Below are 20,762 nucleotides of genomic sequence, written 5' to 3'. Positions count from 1 at the left end.
GATTTATTTAATCGTCCCCTTTTGATGTTGTGTGATAGCAAAGAGCATCTTCGCCGCTGCGACTTACTCCGTTGGCACAACGTTATCCAACACCTGATTCACCGCCAGTTCCGCAAGCATCACGATCTGCGCGATGCCCTGTGCGGTCTTGCGGTGGGGGCCTTCGAGGAGGTCGACGAAGTTGTTGAGCATGACGTTGGCCGAACCCAGCGTTTCGACGGCGTCGGCGAGCAGGGATTCGTTGTTGCTGGCCGGGTTGGCCTGGTAGAGGCGGTTGGGGTAGTAGGGCGCGGCCATCATTTGGGCTGAGATCGGGCCGAGGTGGTAGTCGAGGGCGCGGGTGGCGGCTTCGTTGAATTTCTTGGAATCAGGGCATTCGTAAGGGGAGGTTGGGTCGGTGATGCTGGCCGGTGCGGTGACCGGAGGATTTGGCGTTACTTTGAACATGTTGGGTAACCTCTAATTGAGGCTGCAACCATCTCGCTGCTAAACGAAGGGGGTGGCAGCTGTGCGCAAGTTAGCAGACCGGTGAGGTTCCCAAACCCGGCGCGCCCGAGGGCGCCATGCGCACAGCCACCATCAAATGCAGGGCAATACCTGACTGATTGATGTACTTGCAACATTGGGAAAACACACCGGGCTGCTAAACCCGATCACTGGAAATCAGTGACCCGATCCAAGTTACCGGCCGACCCCAAGGCGCACAAGCCGGCGGATTCTGGCGTAGCCGTAGGCTCTGGCGCAAGGATTTGTGGGCAATTGCGCGTAACTCCAGATGTCTCTAAACACACGCATCGAAACATGTTTATTGGCCCACAAAACACACCGAAACATCCGTCAGAATCCACCCCGAAAACCGCCATTGCTTCAAACCCGCCGCCGTGTCTGTAAACTGGCCGCCCGAAACGGCGCGCGATGGCGCCGCCCTCACTGCCAGCGAAGGACTTTCCCATGGCCAACCAAGACATCACCTACACCCCGGACCCGGATGCAGACTCGATCTCTTCGGACGTGACCGAATTTAACGGCATCCTGATGTCGACCCAGATTCCGACCCGCGCCGACGGCAGCCTGGAACTGGGCGACGTCACTGCGCAAAGCGAATGCACGTTGCAGGCGCTGAAAGTCGCACTGGAAAAGGCCGGGAGTTCGATGGACCGCGTGCTGCACCTGACCATTTACCTGACCGACATGGCCGATCGCGCTGCGTTCAACGAGGTGTACAAGCGCTACTTCGCCAAGCCTTGGCCGGTGCGAGCGGCGGTTGGCGTGGCGGCGCTGGCGGTTGAAGGGATGAAGGTGGAAGTGACTGCGACGGCTGCGAAGGCTTGACCCCGTAATGATCGTTCCCACGCTCCGCGTGGGAATGCCTCAAGGGACGCTCCGCGTTCCAGCTCTGGAAGGGACGCGGAGCGTCCCGGGCTGCATTCCCACGCAGAGCGTGGGAACGATCTGTGACGCCGGGCGTGGGAATGCCTCAACGGACGCTCCGCGTTCGGCTCTGGAAGGGACGCGGAGCGTCCCGGGCTGCATTCCCACGCGGAGCGTGGGAACGATCGGTGACAGTCCGCGTGGGAGCGATCTGATCGTGACGGGTTGAAAACAGCCACCCGGCAGCACAGGCGTGCCGGCCACGCGTTTCGCGGCTACAATGCGCGCCTCGACCGTGACAGCCTGACTAAAAACTATATGTCCTTGCCCAAACATCACCTGGAACTGCTCAGCCCCGCCCGTGACGTGGCCATCGCCCGCGAGGCCATTCTGCATGGCGCCGATGCGGTGTACATCGGCGGCCCGAGCTTCGGGGCGCGCCACAACGCGTGCAACGAGGTGAGCGAAATCGCCGAACTGGTGGAATTTGCCCGTCGCTATCACGCGCGCATCTTCACCACCCTCAACACCATCCTGCACGACAACGAACTGGAGCCGGCGCGCAAGCTGATCCATCAGTTGTACGACGCCGGCGTCGATGCGCTGATCGTCCAGGATCTGGGCGTGATGGAACTGGACATTCCACCCATCGAGCTGCACGCCAGCACCCAGACCGACATCCGCACCCTTGAGCGGGCGAAGTTCCTCGATCAGGCCGGTTTCTCGCAACTGGTACTGGCCCGTGAACTGAACCTCAAGGAAATCCGCGCGATCGCCGACGAAACCGATGCCGCCATCGAGTTCTTCATTCACGGCGCGTTGTGCGTGGCGTTCTCCGGTCAGTGCAACATTTCCCACGCGCAGACCGGGCGCAGTGCCAACCGGGGCGACTGCTCCCAGGCCTGCCGTCTGCCGTACACCCTGAAAGACGAAAAGGGTGGCGTGATCGCCTACGAAAAACATCTGCTGTCGATGAAGGACAACAACCAGAGCGCCAACATCCGCGCGCTGGTCGAGGCCGGTGTGCGTTCGTTCAAGATCGAAGGTCGCTACAAGGACATGGGCTATGTGAAGAACATCACCGCCTATTACCGCCAGCGCCTCGACGACGTGCTCAACGACCGTCCGGACCTGGCCCGTGCTTCCAGCGGCCGCACCGCGCATTTCTTCCTGCCGGATCCGGAAAAGACCTTCCACCGTGGCAGCACCGACTACTTTGTCAGCGAGCGCAAGATCGACATCGGCGCGTTCGATTCGCCGACCTTCACCGGTCTGGCGGTGGGCACGGTCGAGAAAGTCGGCAAGCGTGACATGCAGGTCATCACCCACGAGCCGCTGTCCAACGGCGACGGTCTCAATGTGCTGGTCAAGCGCGAAGTGGTGGGTTTCCGCGCCAACATCGCCGAAGCCAAGGGCGAGTTCGAGGAAGAAGGCGAGAAGCGCTACCGCTACCGCGTCGAGCCGAACGAAATGCCGGAAGGCCTGTACAAGCTGCGCCCGAACCACCCGCTGAACCGCAACCTCGATCACAACTGGCAGCAGGCCTTGCTCAAGACCTCGGCCGAGCGTCGTATCGGCGTGAGCTGGCTGGCGAAGCTGCGTGAAGAGCGTCTGGAACTGACCGTGACCAGCGAAGAGGGCATCAGCGCCAGCGTCGCGCTGGACGGCCCGTTCGGCGTCGCCAACAAACCGGAACAGGCGCTGGAGACCTTGCACGATCTGCTCGGCCAGCTCGGCACCACCGAGTACCACGCGACCTCGATCAAACTGGATGCGCCGCAAGCGTTCTTCATTCCGAACTCGCAGCTCAAGTCGTTGCGCCGCGAAGTGATCGAAGCGCTGACCGCCGCCCGCGTTGCCGCCCATCCGCGCGGTTCGCGCAAGGCCGAGACCACGCCACCGCCGGTGTACCCGGAGGCGCATCTGTCGTTCCTGGCCAACGTCTACAATCAGAAGGCTCGCGACTTCTACCACCGCCACGGCGTGAAGCTGATCGACGCGGCATACGAGGCCCACGAAGAGGCGGGCGAAGTGCCGGTGATGATCACCAAGCACTGCCTGCGGTTCTCCTTCAACCTGTGCCCGAAACAGGCCAAAGGCGTGACCGGCGTGAAAACCAAAGTCGCGCCAATGCAGCTGATTCACGGCGATGAAGTGCTGACCCTCAAGTTCGACTGCAAGCCGTGCGAGATGCACGTGATCGGCAAGATGAAGGGCCACATCCTGAACATGCCGCAGCCGGGCAGTGTGGTGGGACATATCAGCCCTGAAGACCTGATGAAGACCATTCCTCGGGCTCCACATTGATTAGCAGACAATAAAAAACCGGTGACGAGAGTCACCGGTTTTTTTATGCGTGCCAGAAACTCAACTGGCTTCGTAGCGCGATGCCGTTGGCGGCGCCGCTTCGCCACTCAACGCATCGACCATCGGCGGATGGTCCTGCGCCGCTTGACGCAAGTCTTCGGTCACCCGCAGCTCGGCGCCAGTTGGCGAGAACGTTGCTGCCGCCGCAAACGGCGCCGGGTTGGCCGGCACCGGACGCTTGCCGCGACGCCAGAAGAAGAACGTCACCATGGCCAGGTTGACCAGCGCAAAGGCCCAGAACAGCCCGGTTTCGCCGTGGGCGTTCATCGCTGGCGAGATCAGCAGCGGGCTCATCGCCGAGCCCAGCGAGTTGATCAGCAGCATGCCCTGAATCATCGGCACCAACGTTTCGACCGGCGCGCGGTCGGCCGCGTGACTGACCGCAACCGGGTACAACGCGAACACGCCGCCACCCAGCAGAAACAACATTGCCGCAAGCAGGGCCGAGGACAGCGGTACCAGCACGATCACCAGCGACAGCACGGTGCACGCGGCGCACAGCACGGTCAGCACTTGCAGGCGATCCTTGCGGTCGGACCAGCGTCCGACCGGGTATTGCAGCAGCATCGCGCCGAGGATCGTCCAGGCCATCATGCTGCCGACTTCGCCGACGTTCAGGCCGATGCGTTGCAGGTACAGCGGCAGCAGGGTGTAGATCGCCGCGATGGTCACACCGGAGCCGAAGCAGCCGACCAGACCGGTGGGCGACACGCCCAGCAGCGCCCGAGGCTTTAGCGGCTCGACCTGTTCCAGCAATGGCGACACCCGCGGCAGGATTACGATCGGCAGCACCGACAACGTCGCGAGCATGCCGGCGACCATGAATGGCGCGGTATCGCCCAGACCGGTGATTTTCCCCAAAAACGCCTGCCCCAGCACCCCGGCGCCGTAGAGGACGATCATGTACAGCGCCAGCAGACGGCCGCGAATCTTCGCGTCACCGGCCAGCAGCAGCCAGCTCTCGATCACCAGAAACACGCCGACCGTGGCCCAGCCGTTGATCAGACGCAGGACGACCCAGCCCCAGGTGTCATAAAACAGCCCTTGCAGCAGGATGGTCGCGGCGATCAGCGAGGCGAAGCTGCTGTAGGCGCGGATGTGGCCGATGCGCAGGATCAGGCGGTCGTTGAAGATCGCGCCGAGGGTCAGGCCGATGAAATAGGCCGAGGACACGATGCCGATCATCGTCGCCGATTCGCCGGCCGCGCCCAGGCGCAGAGTGGTCAAGGAAGACAGAAAGCCGTTGCCCAGGGCAACAATGAATAGCCCGAGCAGGGGCGCCAGCGCCATGGCCAGCAAACGCGGTGTCATAAAAACCTCAAGTGATCGAACAGCGGAACGTGCGCCTCTGCGCATGCGAGTGCCAAGCCGAAGTGTGTTGAAGACAAACGACCGCCGAACGGGCAGGACGATTGAGCCTGGCGCACTTCGTGAAAGTGGCCGGCTGTTCAAACCTGAGGGTTGTCATGGCTGCGGGCAGGCGCCGGTCGGGCGACTGCAAGAGGAGGCGCGATTTTAAGCGTTGTCTGGCGTTTGCCAAGATGCTGGCCCTGCGACGTTGGGACGCAGCCCGGCAGGGCTGGGTGATGATCGTTCCCACGCTCCGCGTGGGAATGCAGCCCGGGACGCTCCGCGTCCCTTCCAACGGCGGACGCAGAGCGTCCATGGAGGCATTCCCACGCGGAGCGTGGGAACGATCTACCTTGTGGTGCTTGCGTCGTTTGCGAGTAATTTGCTGCGGCGCCAGTTAGCATGGCGCTACAACAATGAAACCGATGGGCCACACCTTGATCGAACGACGCCAATTCAGCGGTGGCATGAAGGGCAAGAACCTTCGCTACCTGAACGAGCCCGCCAGCGGGCCGGGACACATGACCCGCACCGGGTTCGTGTTGCTGGAGCATTTTTCCCTGCCGGCCTTCACTCAGGCGCTGGACACCCTTGTCACCGCCAATCTGCTGCGCCCCGGTCTGTTTTCCACGCGCACCTTCGGCCTGAACGACGGCGAAGTGATCAGTGATCTGGGGCTGGTGATCCGCCCTGACGCGCGTCTGGAAATCAGCGTGTTGCAGGAACTGGATCTGCTGGTGATCTGTGGCGGTTACCGCACGGAATTGAAGGCGAGCGACGAGTTCATCAACTTGCTGAAAATGGCCGCCGAGGCCGGCGTGATGCTGGCTGGGTTGTGGAACGGCGCGTGGTTCCTGGGCCGGGCAGGGGTGCTGGAAGGCTATCGCTGTGCGATTCACCCGGAGCATCGGCCGGCATTGGCGGAGATTTCCAAGGCGACCCAGGTCAGCAGCGAACCCTATGTGATCGACCGCGACCGGTTGACCGCATCCAGTCCGTCCGGCGCGTTCCACATGGCCCTGGACTGGATCAAGGGCCTGCACGACAAGGCGCTGGTCGAAGGCATCGAAGACATTCTGGCGTTCGAGGAATCGCGTTACCGGCGGATCAAACCGACCGAGAACCTCTGCGTCAGCGCGCCGCTGCGTGAAGTGGTGAAGCTGATGGACGCCAATCTGGAGGAACCGCTGGAGCTGGAACAACTGGCGGTGTATGCCGGGCGATCCCGGCGTCAACTGGAGCGACTGTTCAAGGAACAACTGGGCACCACGCCGCAGCGTTATTACATGGAACTGCGCATCACCGAGGCCCGCCGTCTGCTGCAACACACCGAGCTGTCCCAGGTGGACGTGCTGGTGGCCTGCGGATTCGTGTCACCGAGTCATTTCAGCAAGTGCTACAGCGCTTACTTCGGTTATCGCCCGTCCAAAGAAAAACGGCTCGTCAAATGACGAGCCGTTCGGCGTGCCGCTTCAGAGGTGATCGGCGTCGATGATCGCCTGAGCGAAGGCTTTCGGGTCTTCCTGCGGCAGGTTGTGACCGATGCCGCCGTTGATCAGGCGGAACTGATATTTGCCGGTGAAGCGTTTGGCATAGTCCTCGGGGGCCGGGTGTGGCGCGCCGTTGGCATCGCCTTCCAGGGCGATGGTCGGCACGCTGATCGACGGTGCGGTGGCGAGTTTCTGTTCCAGCGCATCGTACTGGCTTTCACCCTGCACCAGGCCCAGGCGCCAACGGTAGTTGAACACGGTGATCGCGACGTGATCCGGGTTCCGCAAGGCCTTGGCGCTGCGGTCGAAGGTGGCGTCGTCGAACGCCCATTTCGGTGACGCCAGTTGCCAGATCAGCTTGGCGAAATCATGGGTGTTCTTGGCGTAGCCTGCTTCACCGCGATCAGTGGCGAAGTAGAACTGATACCACCATTGCAGTTCGGCCTTGGGCGGCAGCGGGTTCTTGCCGGCGGCCTGGTTGCCGATCAGGTAACCGCTGACCGAGACCAGCGCTTTCACCCGCTCAGGCCACAGCGCCGAAACGATGTCCGCCGAACGCGCGCCCCAGTCGTAGCCGCCGAGCACGGCTTGTTTGATTTTCAGGGCATCCATGAAATCGATCACGTCACTGGCCAGCGCCGCCGGCTGACCGTTGCGCACGGTCTTGTCGGACAGGAAATGCGTGTCGCCATAACCCCGGGCGTACGGCATCAAGACCCGATAACCCTTGGCCGCCAGCAGCGGCGCCACGTCATCGTAGCTGTGGATGTCATACGGCCAGCCGTGCAGCAGAATCACCACCGGGCCATTGGCCGGGCCGGTTTCGGCGTAGGCCACGTCCAGCAGGCCGGCCTTTACATGTTTCAGCGGGCCGAAGGGCAGGTCGGCCTTGACGCTGGCGGCTTCAGTCTTGACCGGCTCGGGCGCTGCGGTTTGTGCCTGGGCGAGCGCGCCGAACTGCAGCAGCGCGGTGGCGAGCATCGACAGGCCCAGCAGGCGGCGACGGTTTTTCCCGGTGGTGACGGTGGCGAGTGGTGCGTGCTTCATGGCAAGTCTCCTTATGATCGGCGAGGGCCGGGTTCTGGCTGAACCCTTCGAATCTGGAGTCCATTAAAGGCTGGTCGCGTATCCGGGCTGTTTCCGTTTTTGTTGGCTGATGCGCGGGCATGTATCCGGGAGGCGTTCGTACACACTGCGATACAAACCCGTGGCCAACAAAAAGCCCCGAATGTTCGGGGCTCTTGCTTGCCTTGGGCTTCAGGCCTGAGTGACGTGCTTGGGTCCGGCCAGCGCCCAGGCGATCAGCCCGAACAGTGGCACAAACACGATCAATACGATCCAGACGCCTTTGTTGCTGGCTTTCCCCTCACTCTTGCGCACCCTGTTGATCGCCCACAATTCGATGAGCAAAAGAACGACGGCCAGTACGATCCACGTGGTTTCAAGTTGCATGGGCTACCTCCTGATGGTCATTGGCTTAGGCGGGGCATACCACTCAGGGTTCATTAAATTTGCTTGATGGTTTGCCTGGCGCACGTGCACAAATGTTCTAAACCCACCGGCAAAGTCGCGGTAACGTAGACGCCTTTGATGAACAACCACTGCTTTCGGAGCCTGGCGTGGACAAACGCAACTGGATCGAGCTGTCTCAGGATGCCGACACCGGCATCGAGTCGATTCGTGCCCATTTCCAGGGCCATGCCTACGATCCGCACTGGCATGACAGCTTTCTGGTGGGCGTCACCGAGCAGGGCGTGCAGCAGTTTCATTGCCGGCGCGTGCGGCATCTGAGTACGCCGGGCAAGATTTTCATGCTGGAACCGGGGGAGATCCACGACGGGCACGCGCCGACGGAGGAGGGTTTCACCTATTCCATGCTTTACCTCGATCCATATTGGCTGGAGCGCGAATTGCGCGTGCTGTTCGAGCATGCGCCCGACAACAGCCAGCTCGGGTTCACCGACACTCTGAGTCAGGATTCGCGCCTGTCCACGGCCATCAATCAGGCCTTCAACGCCCTGCATCAGGGCGATTTGCGCATCGTGCGCCAGACCGCCATCGACACCTTGCTCGGTTCGCTGACGTCCCACCTCGACTGGCGAAAGCACCAGCCTTTCGATCCGCGCCTGCCACGAGTGGCCCAAGTGGCGCGGGACTATCTGCATGCGCACGCCTTTGAGGACATCGGGCTGGACGACGTGGCCCAGGCCTGCGGGGTTGATCGCTTTCGACTGACCCGTGCATTCAAGGCCGCTTTCGGACTGGCGCCGCATGCGTATCTGATCCAACTGCGGCTGGCCCGCGCCCGCCAATTGCTGGCGCGTGGCGAAACACCCGCGACCGTCGCCAGCGCCCTCGGTTTTGCCGATCAAAGCCATCTTGGGCGCTGGTTCCGCCGTGCCTACCACCTGACGCCGGCGGATTACCGCAAGCGCTGCTCAAACCTTCCAGACTGAACCCCGCACAACCGCGACCATGACTTCCTGTTTTGATTCGGGAGTCCTGTCATGGAATCGTTGCTGCCTTTTCTGCTGTTTTCCTTCGTCGCCTCGATCACCCCGGGGCCGACCAATATTCTGGTGATGAGCCACAGCTCGCGGCGCGGTCTGACGGCCACCGTGCCGATCATCTTCGGCGCATGTGTGTCGGCGGCGCTGGTGGTGTTGGTGGTCGGCCTCGGCGTGGGGGAAACCTTGCTGCGCTATCCCCGTGTGCAGCAGGCGATGGCCTGGGCCGGCGTGTTGTGGTTGAGCTGGCTGGCGTGGCAGATCTTTCGCAGCACGCCGCCGTCGCTGGACTCGGCGCCAACGGGTGATGACGGCTTCAGCGTGTTCGGCGCCGCCGGCCTGCAACTGATCAACCCCAAGGTGTGGATGATGGCGGTGGCGGTGGTGAGCGTGTTTGCCGGTGGCAGCGAGGACAGCGCCCGGATGGTGCTGTTGTCAATGGCGTTTCTGCTGGTCAGTCTGCCGTGCATGACGGCGTGGGCGCTGCTGGGCGTGGGCAGCGCACGGTTCTTTGGCTCGCCACGGGCATTCAGGCGCATGAACGCCGGGCTGGCGTTTTTGTTGTTGCTGTCGGCTTGGTTGACGGTGTTGGTGTAGGCTTCACGGTTGGTCATATAAATTTGAAATACCAGACATTGCCCCCCAGAATCGCGCCCCGATCCGGCCACCAGCGCCGGACGTTCAGTGTGAAAGGGGTTGCGGTTGAACGAACAGACATTGTCCATGCGCCTGGAGCAGGTGGCGGCACACGTGCCCGCTGGTGCGCGGCTGGCCGATATCGGCTCGGATCACGGTTACTTGCCGGTGGCCCTGATGCGCCGTGGTGCGATCGCGGCGGCGGTGGCGGGCGAGATGGCCGAGACGCCGTTCCGTTCGGCGCAACGCACCGTGCGCGAAAACGACCTTGAGCAGCAGATCACCGTTCGCCTGGCCAATGGCTTGATGGCTGTCGAGCCGGTCGACGGGATCACGGCGATCACCGTGTGCGGCATGGGTGGCGAGACCATCCGCGACATTCTCGAAGCCGGCAAGGCGCGCCTGAGCGGCCGCGAGCGCCTGATCCTGCAACCCAACGGCGGCGAACAACCGCTGCGACAATGGCTGATGGACAACGGCTACCGAATCCTCTTCGAGGAAATCCTGCGGGAGAACCGCTTCGACTACGAAATCATCGTGGCCGAGCGGGGCGGGCCGGTGAGCTACACCGCCGAGGAGTTGTTCTTCGGGCCATTGCAATTGCAGGCGCGCAGTCCGGCGTTTGTCAGCAAATGGCAGCACCGGCTGCGGCACAAGCAGCAGACGCTGGCTCATTTCGGGCGGGCACGGCATGGGGTGTGCGAGCGCAAGGTGCAGGATCTGAAGCAGCAAGTGCGCTGGATTACTGGCGTGCTGGCGTGAAGGGGTGATCAGTGCTGCGCGCTGCTTCGGGTCTCTGCGAGAATCCGCGTCGCATCCCGCGAGGGCGGCAAGCCGAACACCCGTGCGTAATCGCGGCTGAATTGCGTAGCGCTTTCATAACCGACTTCGAACGCTGCGCGGGTGACGCTGCTGGCATTGGCCACCATCAGCGTCCGGGCCTGAAGCAGGCGAACACGCTTCTGATACTGCAACGGGCTCAGCGCCGTAACGGCTTTGAAATGTCGATGAAAGGCTGACACGCTCATCGACGCAAGCTGCGCCAATGCGTCCACGCGAATCGGTTCGGCAAAGTCCTGACGAATGTGCTGAATGGCCAGGTTGACGCGGGCCATGGCGCTGTCGGGGGCCGCAATGTCGCGCAGCATCCAGCCGTGGGGGCCTTGCAGGACGCGATACAGAATTTCCCGTTCGTAGACCGGCGCGAGGGCCGCGATCTCCTCCGGCCTCCCCATAAGGCGCAACATGCGCACCCACGCATCCATCAACTCAGGCGTGACAGCAGCGACCGAAAACCCGCTGTCCTGTTCATGTTGCCCGAGCGGTTTGGGCAAGTCGGCCAGCAGGGTCGTCAGCACCACCGGATCCAGCGTCAGGCTGACCGCCAGGTAAGGCTCGCCGCTCGCTGAGGGGTGAACCTGTCCCACTGCCGGTAGATCGATGGACATCACGAAGTAGGTCGCCGGGTCGTAGTGAAGCGTGCGGTCGGCGATGGTCATGGATTTGCTGCCCTGCAGAATCAGGTTGATCATCGGTTCGTAAACGGCGGCCAGCATGTGCTCGGGGATTTCACCCTGAACCATGGCGACGCGCGGGATACCCGTCTCCGTGCGGCGGTTTTCGGCGTGTTGCGCCAGGGCGCGAAGTTCTGTCAGTTGATTATTCATGCCCGGCATCTGAACCTACGCGATCACTCCCGCGCAAGCAAAAAGCAGAAACAGGCAGGTTTCGAAGAGGAACGGCTGCGCTCACCTCGAAGCCGATGGCTACTGTGGTCACTCACCACAGAGACATTGGAGCAACGCATGAGCGTTATCGTGATTACCGGTGGCAGTCGTGGCATTGGCGCAAGTACCGCCGAACACTGTGCCCGCATCGGGATGGGCGTCATCCTGACCTACAAGAGCAATGCCGATGCGGCCGCTGCTGTTGTGCAACGGATTCAGACGTCGGGCGGCACAGCCGTGGCGCTTGAGCTGGACGTTGCGGATGTCAGTCAATTCGACCGTTTCCGTGAGGCCGTGCGACATAACCTCGACAGCCTCTGGGGCGTGGCTACGCTGGCTGGACTGGTCAACAACGCGGGCCATGGCTTGTTCAATCCGCTGGCAGCCGTCACCGAGGCGCAGTTCGACGGTTTGTTGAACGTTCATCTCAAAGGCCCGTTTTTCCTCACGCAAACCTTGTTGCCGCTGATGGGCGAGGGCGCCAGCATCGTCAACCTGACCAGCGCCACCACCCGGGTCGCTACCGCCGGGGTTGCGCCGTATGCAGCGTTCAAGGGCGGGCTGGAGGTGTTGACCCGCTACATGGCCAAGGAGTTCGCGGACCGGCGCATACGGGCCAACGCTGTTTCGCCGGGAGCGATCCGAACCGAGCTGGGCGGTGGTTTGAACGACGAATTCGAGGCATTGCTCGCCTCGCAAACGGCTCTGGGCCGGGTTGGCGAACCGCAGGATGTTGCGCGCGTCATCGCCATGTTGCTGTCCGAGGAGGGCGGCTGGATCAACGCCCAATCCATTGAAGTCGCGGGCGGCTATTTCATTTGAAGGCGAGGTAACTCCATGCTTGATCACATCTTTCTGTCAGTCAGCGACATTGAGCGCTCCATTGATTTCTACACCGCCGCGCTGACCCCGCTGGGCATTACCGCCAGGCTTGATTACGACGGCAAGGACGGCCCACCCGGCCATCCGGATCTGAAAGGTTTCGGTGCCCATGGCCGGATGTTTTTCTGGTTGCGCGAAGGCGTGGTGGAAGGGCGGGCGGTGCACGTCGGGTTTGTCGCCAACAGCAAGGCCGAAGTTGACGCAGCTTACGCGGCGGCGATCAACAGTGGTGCTGTCGATAACGGCGCTCCAGGCGCACGTCTGCATTACGACCCCGATTACTACGCTGCCAATGTCCTCGATCCGGACGGTTACAGCCTCGAATTTGTCTTCAAAAAATGGCAGCACGGCCAATGAGCACACTGATGATCTACGGCGCGACCGGGTACACCGGGCGCATGGCAGCCGAACATGCCAAGGCACTGGGGCTGGACCTGGTCATCGCTGGGCGCACGGCCGAAACGCTCGAGTTGCTCGCTGCGCAACTGGATGTTCCTTTTCGGGTGTTCAAGCCCAATGAACTGACAGCTCAATCATTGGAGGGTATCGCGGTACTGCTGAATTTCGCGGGTCCGTTCGCCCAGACGGCAGACGCCTTGATGCAGGCGTGCATCCAGGCCGGTGTCGACTATCTGGACATCACGGCGGAAATCAATGTCTATCGGCGTGCCGAGCAGTTGGGTGCTCAAGCAGCCAGTGCGAACGTGATGTTGTTGCCCGGCGTCGGCTGGGATGTGGTGCCGACCGATTGTCTGGCGATGCGTGTTGCTCAACGGGTGCCACAACCGCGTTCATTGAAAATCGCCTTGCAGGTCGCGGGCTCGATGTCGCGCGGCTCGGCCCTGAGTGTCGGCGAAATCATTGGTGCAGGCCTGTTGGCTCGGGTCGATGGACAACTGGTCGCAGCGCCTGACGCGCAGCCCCGTCACTTCGATTTTGGTGACGGGCCGGTGCTCTGTGCGCCCCTGTCATTCGGTGATCTTGTGACCGGCTGGCATTCCACCGGTATTCCCGATATCGCCATGTTCGTGCACATCAGCGGTGACGCGTTTCCGGAAGGCGATCTGGCGCAACTGCCAGACGGCCCAAGCGTCGAACAGCGCGAGGCACATCGCGCCCGAGCGGTGGCTGAAGTCAGCGGCGCCAACGGCAGCGTTGCATGCTCGGTGATCGAGACCGTCAACGGCTACACCTACACGCCGCTCGCAGCTGTCGAAGCCGCGCGTCGTGTGTTGAGCGGGGAGCGACGGCCGGGTTTTGAAACGCCGGCCCGGGTGTTCGGCATCGGGTTTGCCGAAAGTATCGCAGGCACAACCGTTACTGATTTCTGAAACGCGAGTCCGCTTCGGCCTAGCGCCTGGCGAAATCCTCAAGCTCACTTCACCTAAGGCTTCAAGTATGTCATCCACACAGTTGCAGGACACCGCAGACAAACTTGCGGTGGTTGAAACGCTGTACCGGTTTGCCGCTGGAATCGATCTGCGCGACGAAGCATTACTGGCGTCGGCGTTTACCGAGGATGCGATTTCCGACTTCCGGCCCGCCGCTGCAAAGGCCGGGTTCGAATACCCTGTTCTGGAGGGGCGTCAGACCATCTTGGCGTCGCTTTCAGGTTCACTTGCCGGTATCGATACAACGCACTCTGTCAGCAATCCGCGAGTCAGCGTCGTTGGCGATCGGGCGCAGGTTGATGCACTCGTGGAAGCCCAGCACGTGCCGCAAAGTGATCACTCACGGCACTACCTCATGAAAAACCGTTACGACGTAAAACTGGTGCGGGCAGGCGACGCCTGGCTGATTCAAAGCGTCACGGTTGACAATGTGTGGCGCACGGGCGACCCCGGGGTGCTCTCCGGCGTTTAACCGGATTTGCGAGCCGGTTAGCGTGAAGGCTTGATTGAGCGTGAGGTTTCGCCTGCCTCTGCGCCGGCTGATTCAGCTGTTATCATTCAAGCCTTTACAGCCGGGTAGATGACCATGAATCGCCAGAAAAAACTGCAGCAACTTTTCAAGGAAAAATCCAGAAAGGCCAACGCCAAACTGGCACCCAAGAGCAACAAGCCGAAGTACATCAGCAAGGCTGATCGGTTGAAAATGGCGGCCGAGGCCACTCCCGAAGCAGTCGACACACCTGAGTCCTGATCAGGCAGTCACAGCGCAGCGCTCCCCCTCAGCCAGCCGGCTGTGCAGGTTTGGCCAACTCAATCCCCGCCGCCCCCAGCCGCTTGAGAGTCTCGAACAACAGATCACTCTTGGTCTTGCCGACAATCCTCGGACTGTCGACGTAGCCGGTCACGGTCAACGTGATGCCATCGGGCGATAGCTTGCTGAAGCGCACGAACGGTGCCGGTTTATCGAGGATGGTTTCGTGTTCGGTGTAGGTGTCGAGCAGCAGGCTTTTGACCTGTTCGGGGTCGATATCCAGCGGAAACATCAGCTCCAGTGTCGCCACGCCCTGGGCGCTGCCACCCAGTGTGACGTTGCGCAGGTTCTGCGAGATAAGCTGCGAGTTGGGCACGATCACGATCGAACGGTCGCTGAGCTGGATTTCGGTGGCGCGCACGTTGATCCGGCGGATGTCGCCCTCGACGCCGCTGATGCTGATCAGGTCGCCGACCTTGACCGGGCGTTCGGTGAGCAGGATCAGCCCGGAGACGAAGTTCTTCACGATCTCCTGCAAGCCGAAACCGATCCCCACCGACAGGGCGCTGACGATCCACGCCAGATTGGTCCATTGCACGCCCAGCGATGACAGGGTCAGCAGGATCACCACCGCATAACCGATGTTGGAAAACAGCGTGCTGAGCGAGGCGCACATGCCCGGGTCCATGTCGGTCTTGGGCAGAAACTCGTTGTCGAGCCAGCGGCGCAGGGCGCGGATCAGATAGATGCCGATCAGCAGCGCCAGCACGGCGTTGAGCAAGTGGCCGGGGACGATGTTCAGCTTGCGCAGGCCGGCGCCGCCGAGGATCGTGCCGATGTTGTTGGCCAGTTGGCCCAGGGTGGTGCCGATCCCGCCGACAAACAGCGTGATCACCGCCAACAGCAACAGTGCAGCCCGACCAAAACCGGCCAGCAGGGTCGAGGCCTGTTCGAGACGCCGATCACCGACACCCAGCAGCTCTTTCAGCGCCTTGCCGCTGGAATGGCGGGGAGAAAAGAAGTACTCGCAGCTGTCCTTGAGCAACTGCATCAGCAGGTAAAACCCGGAAAACACGATAAACGCCCACACCAGTTCGTAGGTGATGAACCGCGCGAGCGACACATACCCGGTCAGCAGGGTGCCGAACGACAGCACCATTGCCAGGGTGGCCACGGTGTAAATCACCCCGGCAAACGTGTTGCCCGTTACCTGCGTATCGCCAGCCGCCGCCAACACTTTGCGCACCCTGCCGACGCGCATCAGCAACGTCGTGACGATGACCAGCACCACCAGCGCAATGATGCCTCGGCCTGCGAGCACGATCTGGCTGCTCATGCCAGAGGCGTTACTGACCTGCACCGACGTCACCAGCACCAGCAGCGTCGCGGCGAGGATCGGCACGAATGGCTGCAGCGTGTCTGCGACCTCGTCGGCCACCGCCGGCAACCGCCATGACGGGTGCTCGGTGGACAGCAAGGCACGGCTGAGCCCTGTGATCAACACGCAGGCGTAAACGACTTTCTCGAACTCATCGGAAAACGTCGCCAGCATCGGCGGCAACGGCACGTGACGGGTGCACGCGTAGTACAACAATTCCAGGGCGATGGCGGTGGTCGCAAGTGTTGCCAGCGCCGAGGCAAACGCCAGCGAACTGCGACGCAGCCGACCCTCCGGCATGCGGTGAATGCACACCCAAGCCATCCAGCGGTCAGCGAGCCGCCGTCCAAACGTCCAGACGATAAACGCCAATATCACCAGCAATGCGGTGTAAAAGCGCTGGCCGGGTCGCCACGCCTCGGCGCCGGTCTGTTGTACCTGTTCGACGAAAACCCGCAGGCGCTGGCGGTCATCTGGCGAAGGATTGAAAAGGGGCGTCCAGAAACCGGGATTCAGAATGCTGTGGGTGCTCAGCATCAGTTCGCTTTCGAGCAGCGTGCGGCGGATGCCGGCGATCTGCGTGATCAGATCCGTGGCGCTTTGCTTGAGGGTGGCGAGGTTCTTCAACGCCGTATCGACTTTGGTTTTCTGCTCGATCAATGTCGCCCGTTGCGCGGCGATATCAGCTTGTTCAGCGGCCACCGCTTCGGTCGGGGCTGCACCCAGCACGCCCAATTGCACGGTCAGTTGCGCCTGCTGCGGCAACAGCGAGGCCGACAGCCGATCGATGTCCAGAATGAACGTCTGCACCCGATCCTGCGGGCCTTCGAGCTGGTTGTAATTGTTGGCGGACGAGATCTGCTGCTTGAGGCCGTCGAGGCGCAGTTGAAGGGCTTGCAGATCGCTTTGCGTGACGCCGGGGAGCGGGGCGCCAGTGCTGACATCCGGTGTGCCAGGCAATTCGGCGGCCGCCACCGCCCCCAAGCCGAACAGGATCAAGGCGATTAACATCAATGACTTCAATGCATTGCGCATGGGAACCGGTTCCGGTTGATCACACAAACATTGAGGTTAGGTGATCGGATCGGAGGGCGCGCAAAAGTTTCGGTGACCCGGGCGATGGGCCACCGTTCGCGGTGTTGCGGTTGTTCAGATCGAGCGCTGATTGACCCGCTGCATCAATTCCTCCGCCGATTCCTTGCGCTCCGAGTAGCGATCCACCAGATCCGGGCGATCTCGCAGCAACAGCGTGAATTTCACCAACTCTTCCATCACGTCCACCACCCGGTCGTACAGCGCCGAAGGCTTCATGCGGTTGCTTTCATCGAATTCCAGATAAGCCTTGGGCACCGACGACTGATTGGGGATGGTGAACATGCGCATCCAGCGGCCCAGCACGCGCAGTTGATTGACCACGTTGAAGGATTGCGAACCGCCGCAGACCTGCATCACCGCGAGGGTCTTCCCTTGGGTCGGACGCACCGCGCCAAGTGCCAGCGGCACCCAGTCGATCTGCGCCTTGAACACCGCCGACATCGCGCCGTGACGTTCCGGCGAGCACCAGACCTGGCCTTCCGACCATTGCATCAGTTCGAGCAGTTCCTGGACTTTCGGGTGATCGCCCGGCGCATAGTCCGGCAGCGGCAGGCCCGAAGGGTTGAATATTCGCGTCTCGGCACCGAAGTGCTCCAGCAGGCGGGCGGCTTCTTCGACCAGCAAACGGCTGAAGGAGCGCGGGCGAGTCGAGCCGTACAGCAACAGGATGCGCGGCTTGTGGGCGCCTTCGTCACGAGTGGTTTTCTGGACCAGTGAGGGATCGAGGTTGGGCAGGTCGGTCATGTCGGCTCCGGTTACAGCGTGCTGATGCGGTCGAGCTCGCGCTTGAGGGCATCACGGTCAAGTTGGGCGAAGGGCAGGGCGAGGAAGGCCCGGCAGCGGGTTTCGATTCGGGCGAGGGTGGCGCGGAAAGCAGCGTCGATGGTGCGCTCATCACCGCGCACGTCCGACGGATCTTCCAGCCCCCAATGGGCTTTCAGGGCCGGGCCGAAGTACACCGGACAGGCTTCACCGGCGGCCTTGTCGCACACGGTGATGACGATGTCCGGCGGATTGTCTTCGAAGGCCTCGTTGCCCTTGCTGCTCAGCCCGGCGATGGAAATGCCGGCTGCCTGCAACGTAGTCAGACTGCGCGGCAGCACCTGGCCCTTGGGGAAACTGCCGGCGCTGACGGCTTCGAAACCGGCCGGCGCCAGGTGGTTGAACATTGCCTCCGACAGAATGCTGCGGCAGCTGTTGGCGGTGCACATGAATAGAACGCGCATGATTGATCCTCAGCAGCAGGCGGATGTATTGAGCGGACGGTCGCCCATGGCAGCCAGCCGCGCACTGTTTTCTTCCAGCCAGGCGCTATTGGCGGCGAGTGTGGTTTCAAGCAGCGTGCGAATCCATGTCGGCAGGTCGGGGTTGAGCCGGTAGTAAACCCACTGGCCCTGACGGCGATCCAGCAACAAACCGCAGGTGCGCAGTTGTGCGAGATGGCGGGAGATTTTCGGCTGACTGTCGTCCAGCGCGCAGACCAGTTCGCAGACACACAACTCACCTTCTCGGGTGATCAGCAGCGTGGCCCGGGCGCGGGTTTCGTCGGCGAGGCATTTGAAAACGGAGGCGGGGTTGAGCATGGCGACGCCTTGAATACATATGGTTGGCCGAATATACGGATATCCATATGTGATGGGCAAGCCTTGATTTTGGTGTAGTGGCAGGTCTCGACCGAAGGTTTGTTTAGCGTGGGCACTTCAACGCTTGCTGAACGCCAACCGCGCGGCAAACAACACGAAAATCACCCCGGTGGTGCGATCCATCCAGCGAATCACTTTCTCACGGCGCAGAAACCCGGACAGCGGCTGCGTCGCGCCAATCAACACCAGCGACCAGATCAGCCCGAGCACCACATGAATGCTCACCAGCCCGAACGTCCACGGTACCAGCGGCTGACCTTGCGCAATGAACTGTGGCAGAAACGACACGTAGAAAATCCCGATCTTCGGATTCAGCACATTCCCCAGCATGCCCTTGAAAAACCAGTTCGCCCCCGGCTTGCCGTCGGCCTCGGCCGGTGCCAGCGAACGGCGAGGGCGCAGCAGCATGTTCAACCCCAGCCACGCCAGATACGCTGCGCCGCAATACTTCAACAGGTTGTAGGCCAGCTCCGACACCGCAATCAACGCCCCCAACCCAAACGCCACCGCCGCGCCCCACAACAGGCAACCGGCGTTGATACCCAACGCTGCGCGCAAGGCCTGTTGCTTGCCTTCGACGGTGGCGGTGCGCAGCACCAGCGCGGTGTCGAGGCCGGGTGTCAGCGTCAGCAGCGTGGCGGCGAGGGTGAAGGCGAGGAGGTTGTCGGCGATGGACATTGCGCTTGGGTTCCTTGTTCCGGATGGGGAACGGTAGCGGTTTCAGGCGGGGGATCCAGCCGAAAAGTCAGGCGCGGATGGATGCGGCCGGTTGCATCTTAGCAATATGAACGGTGCGCATGGCTTACCTCAATGCCGGGCTTTTGCTTTGGAAACGCCTGGCACATCCATATTTATCTTGCGCCAACACGCTTCAGAGAAACTGTAAACCGAGAAGGCAATCAGCCCCAGGGCCATCACCATCAAGACGAGCCATCCGGCGGGTAGATTCTGGAGTGCGTCCAGCGCTTCCTTCATGCCAGGTGGGTCCATGGCTTGATAAGCGGAACCGCTCACTGCCAGCAGCAAAGCAATTTCCATAAACACGACTCCGCGGGCGATCAGGCCGAATTGTGACACCGGACGGACATAGCGCATGACCTCTTCGTCGGCCTCAAAATACTTCTCGAACGAGGCCTTCCATCCCTTGATGATGTGAGCAACGCCAACGCCCAGTGGTATGAGAGCGATCAGATACAACAATAAATTCGAGTGTTCCCACGACAGAAGGTGCGCCAGCCAATCTTTGGTCTGCTCGCCTGAATGGCTCGAATTTCGGGTGCCGCTCACGAGCAGGCCCAACGCAAAAAACGCTAGAGCACCGTTGACCAAACCTCCTGCAAACAGGCCTGCACGAATCACCAGACCCTTGAATTGCGTGCCGTGATGATCGACATCGCGTACGGCTTGCAGGACACGCCAGGCCGAAAATGCAAGCAGACCCGCCACCACAACGCCCACCAGAAAATAGCCGAACGGTTGGCTCAGCAAAGCCTCAAGGCTCTTGTGACTGTCTTTCGGTTTTGTTGAGTCATGGGCTGCCATTAACGCGAATATACCGATGATCAAATAGAGCACTCCGCGAGAGGCGTATCCACCCCGGGCGAGTATTACCAGATTGCGCTGCGCGGACATTGGAGTTCCTTGCGAGAGGTCATGAAAGAGCAGACCGTCCTTTCTGGAGGGGGTTCTATTACACGTCGTAGATCACCGGGCAACCTGTGGTCCCAAGGGCAATGTGTGCTGTTGTTGCGGGTTGAGCGATCCTGACCCATCATTTGGGTTTCATCGGTTATCGGCGTCGTTTATTGGATGTCGAATTAAAGGAATTTGGGTGGGGATGTGGAAGGCGTAGTGTTGGGCGAGAAGATTCAGCGTGAAGCGGATCGACTGCTGGCGCAGATTGTCCGGGCAGATTCGATGATCATTGCTGTCAAGGCTGGGGCGCGGGCGGATGGATTCGTGCTGGGACTGGAAACCGGCGGAGCTTTGCGTGTCGGCGATGCCGAGAGGTTGTACATCATTTTCGAGGCCGCTCTGGTGGAGCGTCTGAAGTCCTTGTCGCGAGGCTGATCAGAACAGGTGACTGGATCGAAATTCATGAACCGCATTTACTTGAACTATAAGCTGACCACTCAGTCAGGATAGGTGCCGATTACTATTCTGAGGGAGTCATC

At 61.4% G+C, this 20,762-nt stretch carries 23 protein-coding genes; 12 read left to right on the top strand and 11 right to left on the bottom strand.

The features are described from left to right. Positions 1-63: 63 nt before the first annotated feature. The gene (locus CAF79_RS22175; RefSeq protein WP_085700307.1) at positions 64-447 is read right to left on the bottom strand and encodes a DUF6124 family protein; all 384 of its coding nucleotides are present in this window, start codon (positions 445-447) and stop codon (positions 64-66) included. Between the two features lie 504 nt (positions 448-951). Here CAF79_RS22175 and CAF79_RS22170 point away from each other — a divergent pair. Both CAF79_RS22170 and CAF79_RS22165 read left to right on the top strand, forming a co-directional pair. Then, positions 952-1,332 carry a RidA family protein gene (locus CAF79_RS22170; protein ID WP_085700306.1) on the top strand — a complete coding sequence of 127 codons (381 nt, stop codon included), beginning with the start codon at positions 952-954 and terminating at the stop codon, positions 1,330-1,332. Positions 1,333-1,689: 357 nt separating this feature from the next. Beyond that, entirely contained in the window at positions 1,690-3,678 is a 1,989-nt protein-coding gene (locus CAF79_RS22165; RefSeq protein ID WP_085700417.1) for a U32 family peptidase, read from the top strand. Between the two features lie 60 nt (positions 3,679-3,738). Here CAF79_RS22165 and CAF79_RS22160 read toward each other — a convergent pair whose 3' ends face one another. Further along, positions 3,739-5,049 (bottom strand): MFS transporter, encoded by a 1,311-nt coding sequence (locus tag CAF79_RS22160; protein WP_085700305.1) that lies wholly within the window; start codon positions 5,047-5,049, stop codon positions 3,739-3,741. A gap of 464 nt (positions 5,050-5,513) precedes the next feature. Between CAF79_RS22160 and CAF79_RS22155 the strand changes: the two genes are divergently transcribed. Beyond that, the gene (locus CAF79_RS22155) at positions 5,514-6,539 is read left to right on the top strand and encodes a GlxA family transcriptional regulator (protein ID WP_085700416.1); all 1,026 of its coding nucleotides are present in this window, start codon (positions 5,514-5,516) and stop codon (positions 6,537-6,539) included. Between the two features lie 21 nt (positions 6,540-6,560). Here CAF79_RS22155 and CAF79_RS22150 read toward each other — a convergent pair whose 3' ends face one another. After that, positions 6,561-7,625, bottom strand: a complete 1,065-nt coding sequence (locus tag CAF79_RS22150) for an alpha/beta fold hydrolase (protein ID WP_085700304.1) — start codon at positions 7,623-7,625, stop codon at positions 6,561-6,563. Positions 7,626-7,835: 210 nt separating this feature from the next. Then, entirely contained in the window at positions 7,836-8,030 is a 195-nt protein-coding gene (locus CAF79_RS22145; RefSeq protein WP_007955366.1) for a PLDc N-terminal domain-containing protein, read from the bottom strand. A gap of 167 nt (positions 8,031-8,197) precedes the next feature. Here CAF79_RS22145 and CAF79_RS22140 point away from each other — a divergent pair, with 167 nt between their 5' ends. From CAF79_RS22140 to CAF79_RS22130, 3 genes are all read left to right on the top strand, one after another. Next, positions 8,198-9,034, top strand: coding sequence for an AraC family transcriptional regulator (locus CAF79_RS22140; RefSeq protein ID WP_085700303.1), 837 nt, complete (start codon positions 8,198-8,200; stop codon positions 9,032-9,034). 51 nt (positions 9,035-9,085) lie between these two features. Beyond that, a complete protein-coding gene (locus tag CAF79_RS22135) occupies positions 9,086-9,682 on the top strand; it encodes a LysE family translocator (protein WP_085700302.1) in 597 nt (198 codons plus the stop codon). A 105-nt stretch (positions 9,683-9,787) separates the two neighbouring features. After that, positions 9,788-10,483 (top strand): tRNA (adenine(22)-N(1))-methyltransferase TrmK, encoded by a 696-nt coding sequence (locus CAF79_RS22130; protein WP_085700301.1) that lies wholly within the window; start codon positions 9,788-9,790, stop codon positions 10,481-10,483. Positions 10,484-10,491: 8 nt separating this feature from the next. Here the strand turns inward: CAF79_RS22130 and CAF79_RS22125 are convergent, their stop codons facing one another. Then, entirely contained in the window at positions 10,492-11,388 is an 897-nt protein-coding gene (locus tag CAF79_RS22125; protein WP_170929769.1) for an AraC family transcriptional regulator, read from the bottom strand. Between the two features lie 138 nt (positions 11,389-11,526). Here CAF79_RS22125 and CAF79_RS22120 point away from each other — a divergent pair, with 138 nt between their 5' ends. The 5 genes from CAF79_RS22120 (at position 11,527) to CAF79_RS22100 (ending at position 14,472) form a co-directional block, all read left to right on the top strand. After that, positions 11,527-12,270: an SDR family NAD(P)-dependent oxidoreductase gene (locus CAF79_RS22120; RefSeq protein ID WP_085700300.1), complete on the top strand. Its 744-nt coding sequence runs from the start codon at positions 11,527-11,529 to the stop codon at positions 12,268-12,270. Positions 12,271-12,285: 15 nt separating this feature from the next. Next, positions 12,286-12,687 carry a VOC family protein gene (locus CAF79_RS22115; RefSeq protein WP_085700299.1) on the top strand — a complete coding sequence of 134 codons (402 nt, stop codon included), beginning with the start codon at positions 12,286-12,288 and terminating at the stop codon, positions 12,685-12,687. Continuing rightward, positions 12,684-13,661 (top strand): trans-acting enoyl reductase family protein, encoded by a 978-nt coding sequence (locus CAF79_RS22110; RefSeq protein WP_085700298.1) that lies wholly within the window; start codon positions 12,684-12,686, stop codon positions 13,659-13,661. The genes CAF79_RS22115 and CAF79_RS22110 overlap by 4 nt, the downstream gene beginning before the upstream one ends. 67 nt (positions 13,662-13,728) lie before the next feature. Further along, positions 13,729-14,193 (top strand): nuclear transport factor 2 family protein, encoded by a 465-nt coding sequence (locus CAF79_RS22105; protein WP_085700297.1) that lies wholly within the window; start codon positions 13,729-13,731, stop codon positions 14,191-14,193. A gap of 114 nt (positions 14,194-14,307) precedes the next feature. Continuing rightward, positions 14,308-14,472 (top strand): DUF2986 domain-containing protein, encoded by a 165-nt coding sequence (locus CAF79_RS22100; RefSeq protein ID WP_085700296.1) that lies wholly within the window; start codon positions 14,308-14,310, stop codon positions 14,470-14,472. A gap of 28 nt (positions 14,473-14,500) precedes the next feature. On the opposite strand, the gene CAF79_RS22095 is transcribed toward CAF79_RS22100, so the two are convergent. The 6 genes from CAF79_RS22095 to CAF79_RS22070 all read right to left on the bottom strand — a co-directional run bounded on the left by CAF79_RS22095 (position 14,501) and on the right by CAF79_RS22070 (position 20,220). Further along, entirely contained in the window at positions 14,501-16,885 is a 2,385-nt protein-coding gene (locus CAF79_RS22095) for a DUF3772 domain-containing protein (RefSeq protein WP_085700295.1), read from the bottom strand. A gap of 114 nt (positions 16,886-16,999) precedes the next feature. Further along, the gene (gene arsH / locus CAF79_RS22090) at positions 17,000-17,689 is read right to left on the bottom strand and encodes an arsenical resistance protein ArsH (RefSeq protein ID WP_085700294.1); all 690 of its coding nucleotides are present in this window, start codon (positions 17,687-17,689) and stop codon (positions 17,000-17,002) included. Positions 17,690-17,700: 11 nt separating this feature from the next. Then, the gene (locus tag CAF79_RS22085; protein ID WP_085700293.1) at positions 17,701-18,171 is read right to left on the bottom strand and encodes an arsenate reductase ArsC; all 471 of its coding nucleotides are present in this window, start codon (positions 18,169-18,171) and stop codon (positions 17,701-17,703) included. A gap of 9 nt (positions 18,172-18,180) precedes the next feature. Continuing rightward, a complete protein-coding gene (locus CAF79_RS22080) occupies positions 18,181-18,528 on the bottom strand; it encodes a metalloregulator ArsR/SmtB family transcription factor (protein ID WP_085700292.1) in 348 nt (115 codons plus the stop codon). 117 nt (positions 18,529-18,645) lie between these two features. Continuing rightward, positions 18,646-19,266, bottom strand: a complete 621-nt coding sequence (locus CAF79_RS22075) for a LysE family translocator (protein ID WP_085700291.1) — start codon at positions 19,264-19,266, stop codon at positions 18,646-18,648. Between the two features lie 129 nt (positions 19,267-19,395). After that, positions 19,396-20,220, bottom strand: a complete 825-nt coding sequence (locus CAF79_RS22070) for a DUF1206 domain-containing protein (RefSeq protein ID WP_085700290.1) — start codon at positions 20,218-20,220, stop codon at positions 19,396-19,398. Between the two features lie 207 nt (positions 20,221-20,427). Between CAF79_RS22070 and CAF79_RS22065 the strand changes: the two genes are divergently transcribed. Next, on the top strand, positions 20,428-20,658 hold the full coding sequence (locus tag CAF79_RS22065) for a hypothetical protein (RefSeq protein ID WP_085700289.1): 231 nt from the start codon (positions 20,428-20,430) through the stop codon (positions 20,656-20,658). The last annotated feature ends 104 nt before the right edge of the window (positions 20,659-20,762 follow it).

The organism is Pseudomonas sp. B26(2017) (assembly GCF_002113045.1).
GTDB lineage: Bacteria > Pseudomonadota > Gammaproteobacteria > Pseudomonadales > Pseudomonadaceae > Aquipseudomonas.
Note: the sequence above shows the minus strand (reverse complement) of the source record. Positions and strands in the feature narration are given on the sequence as shown.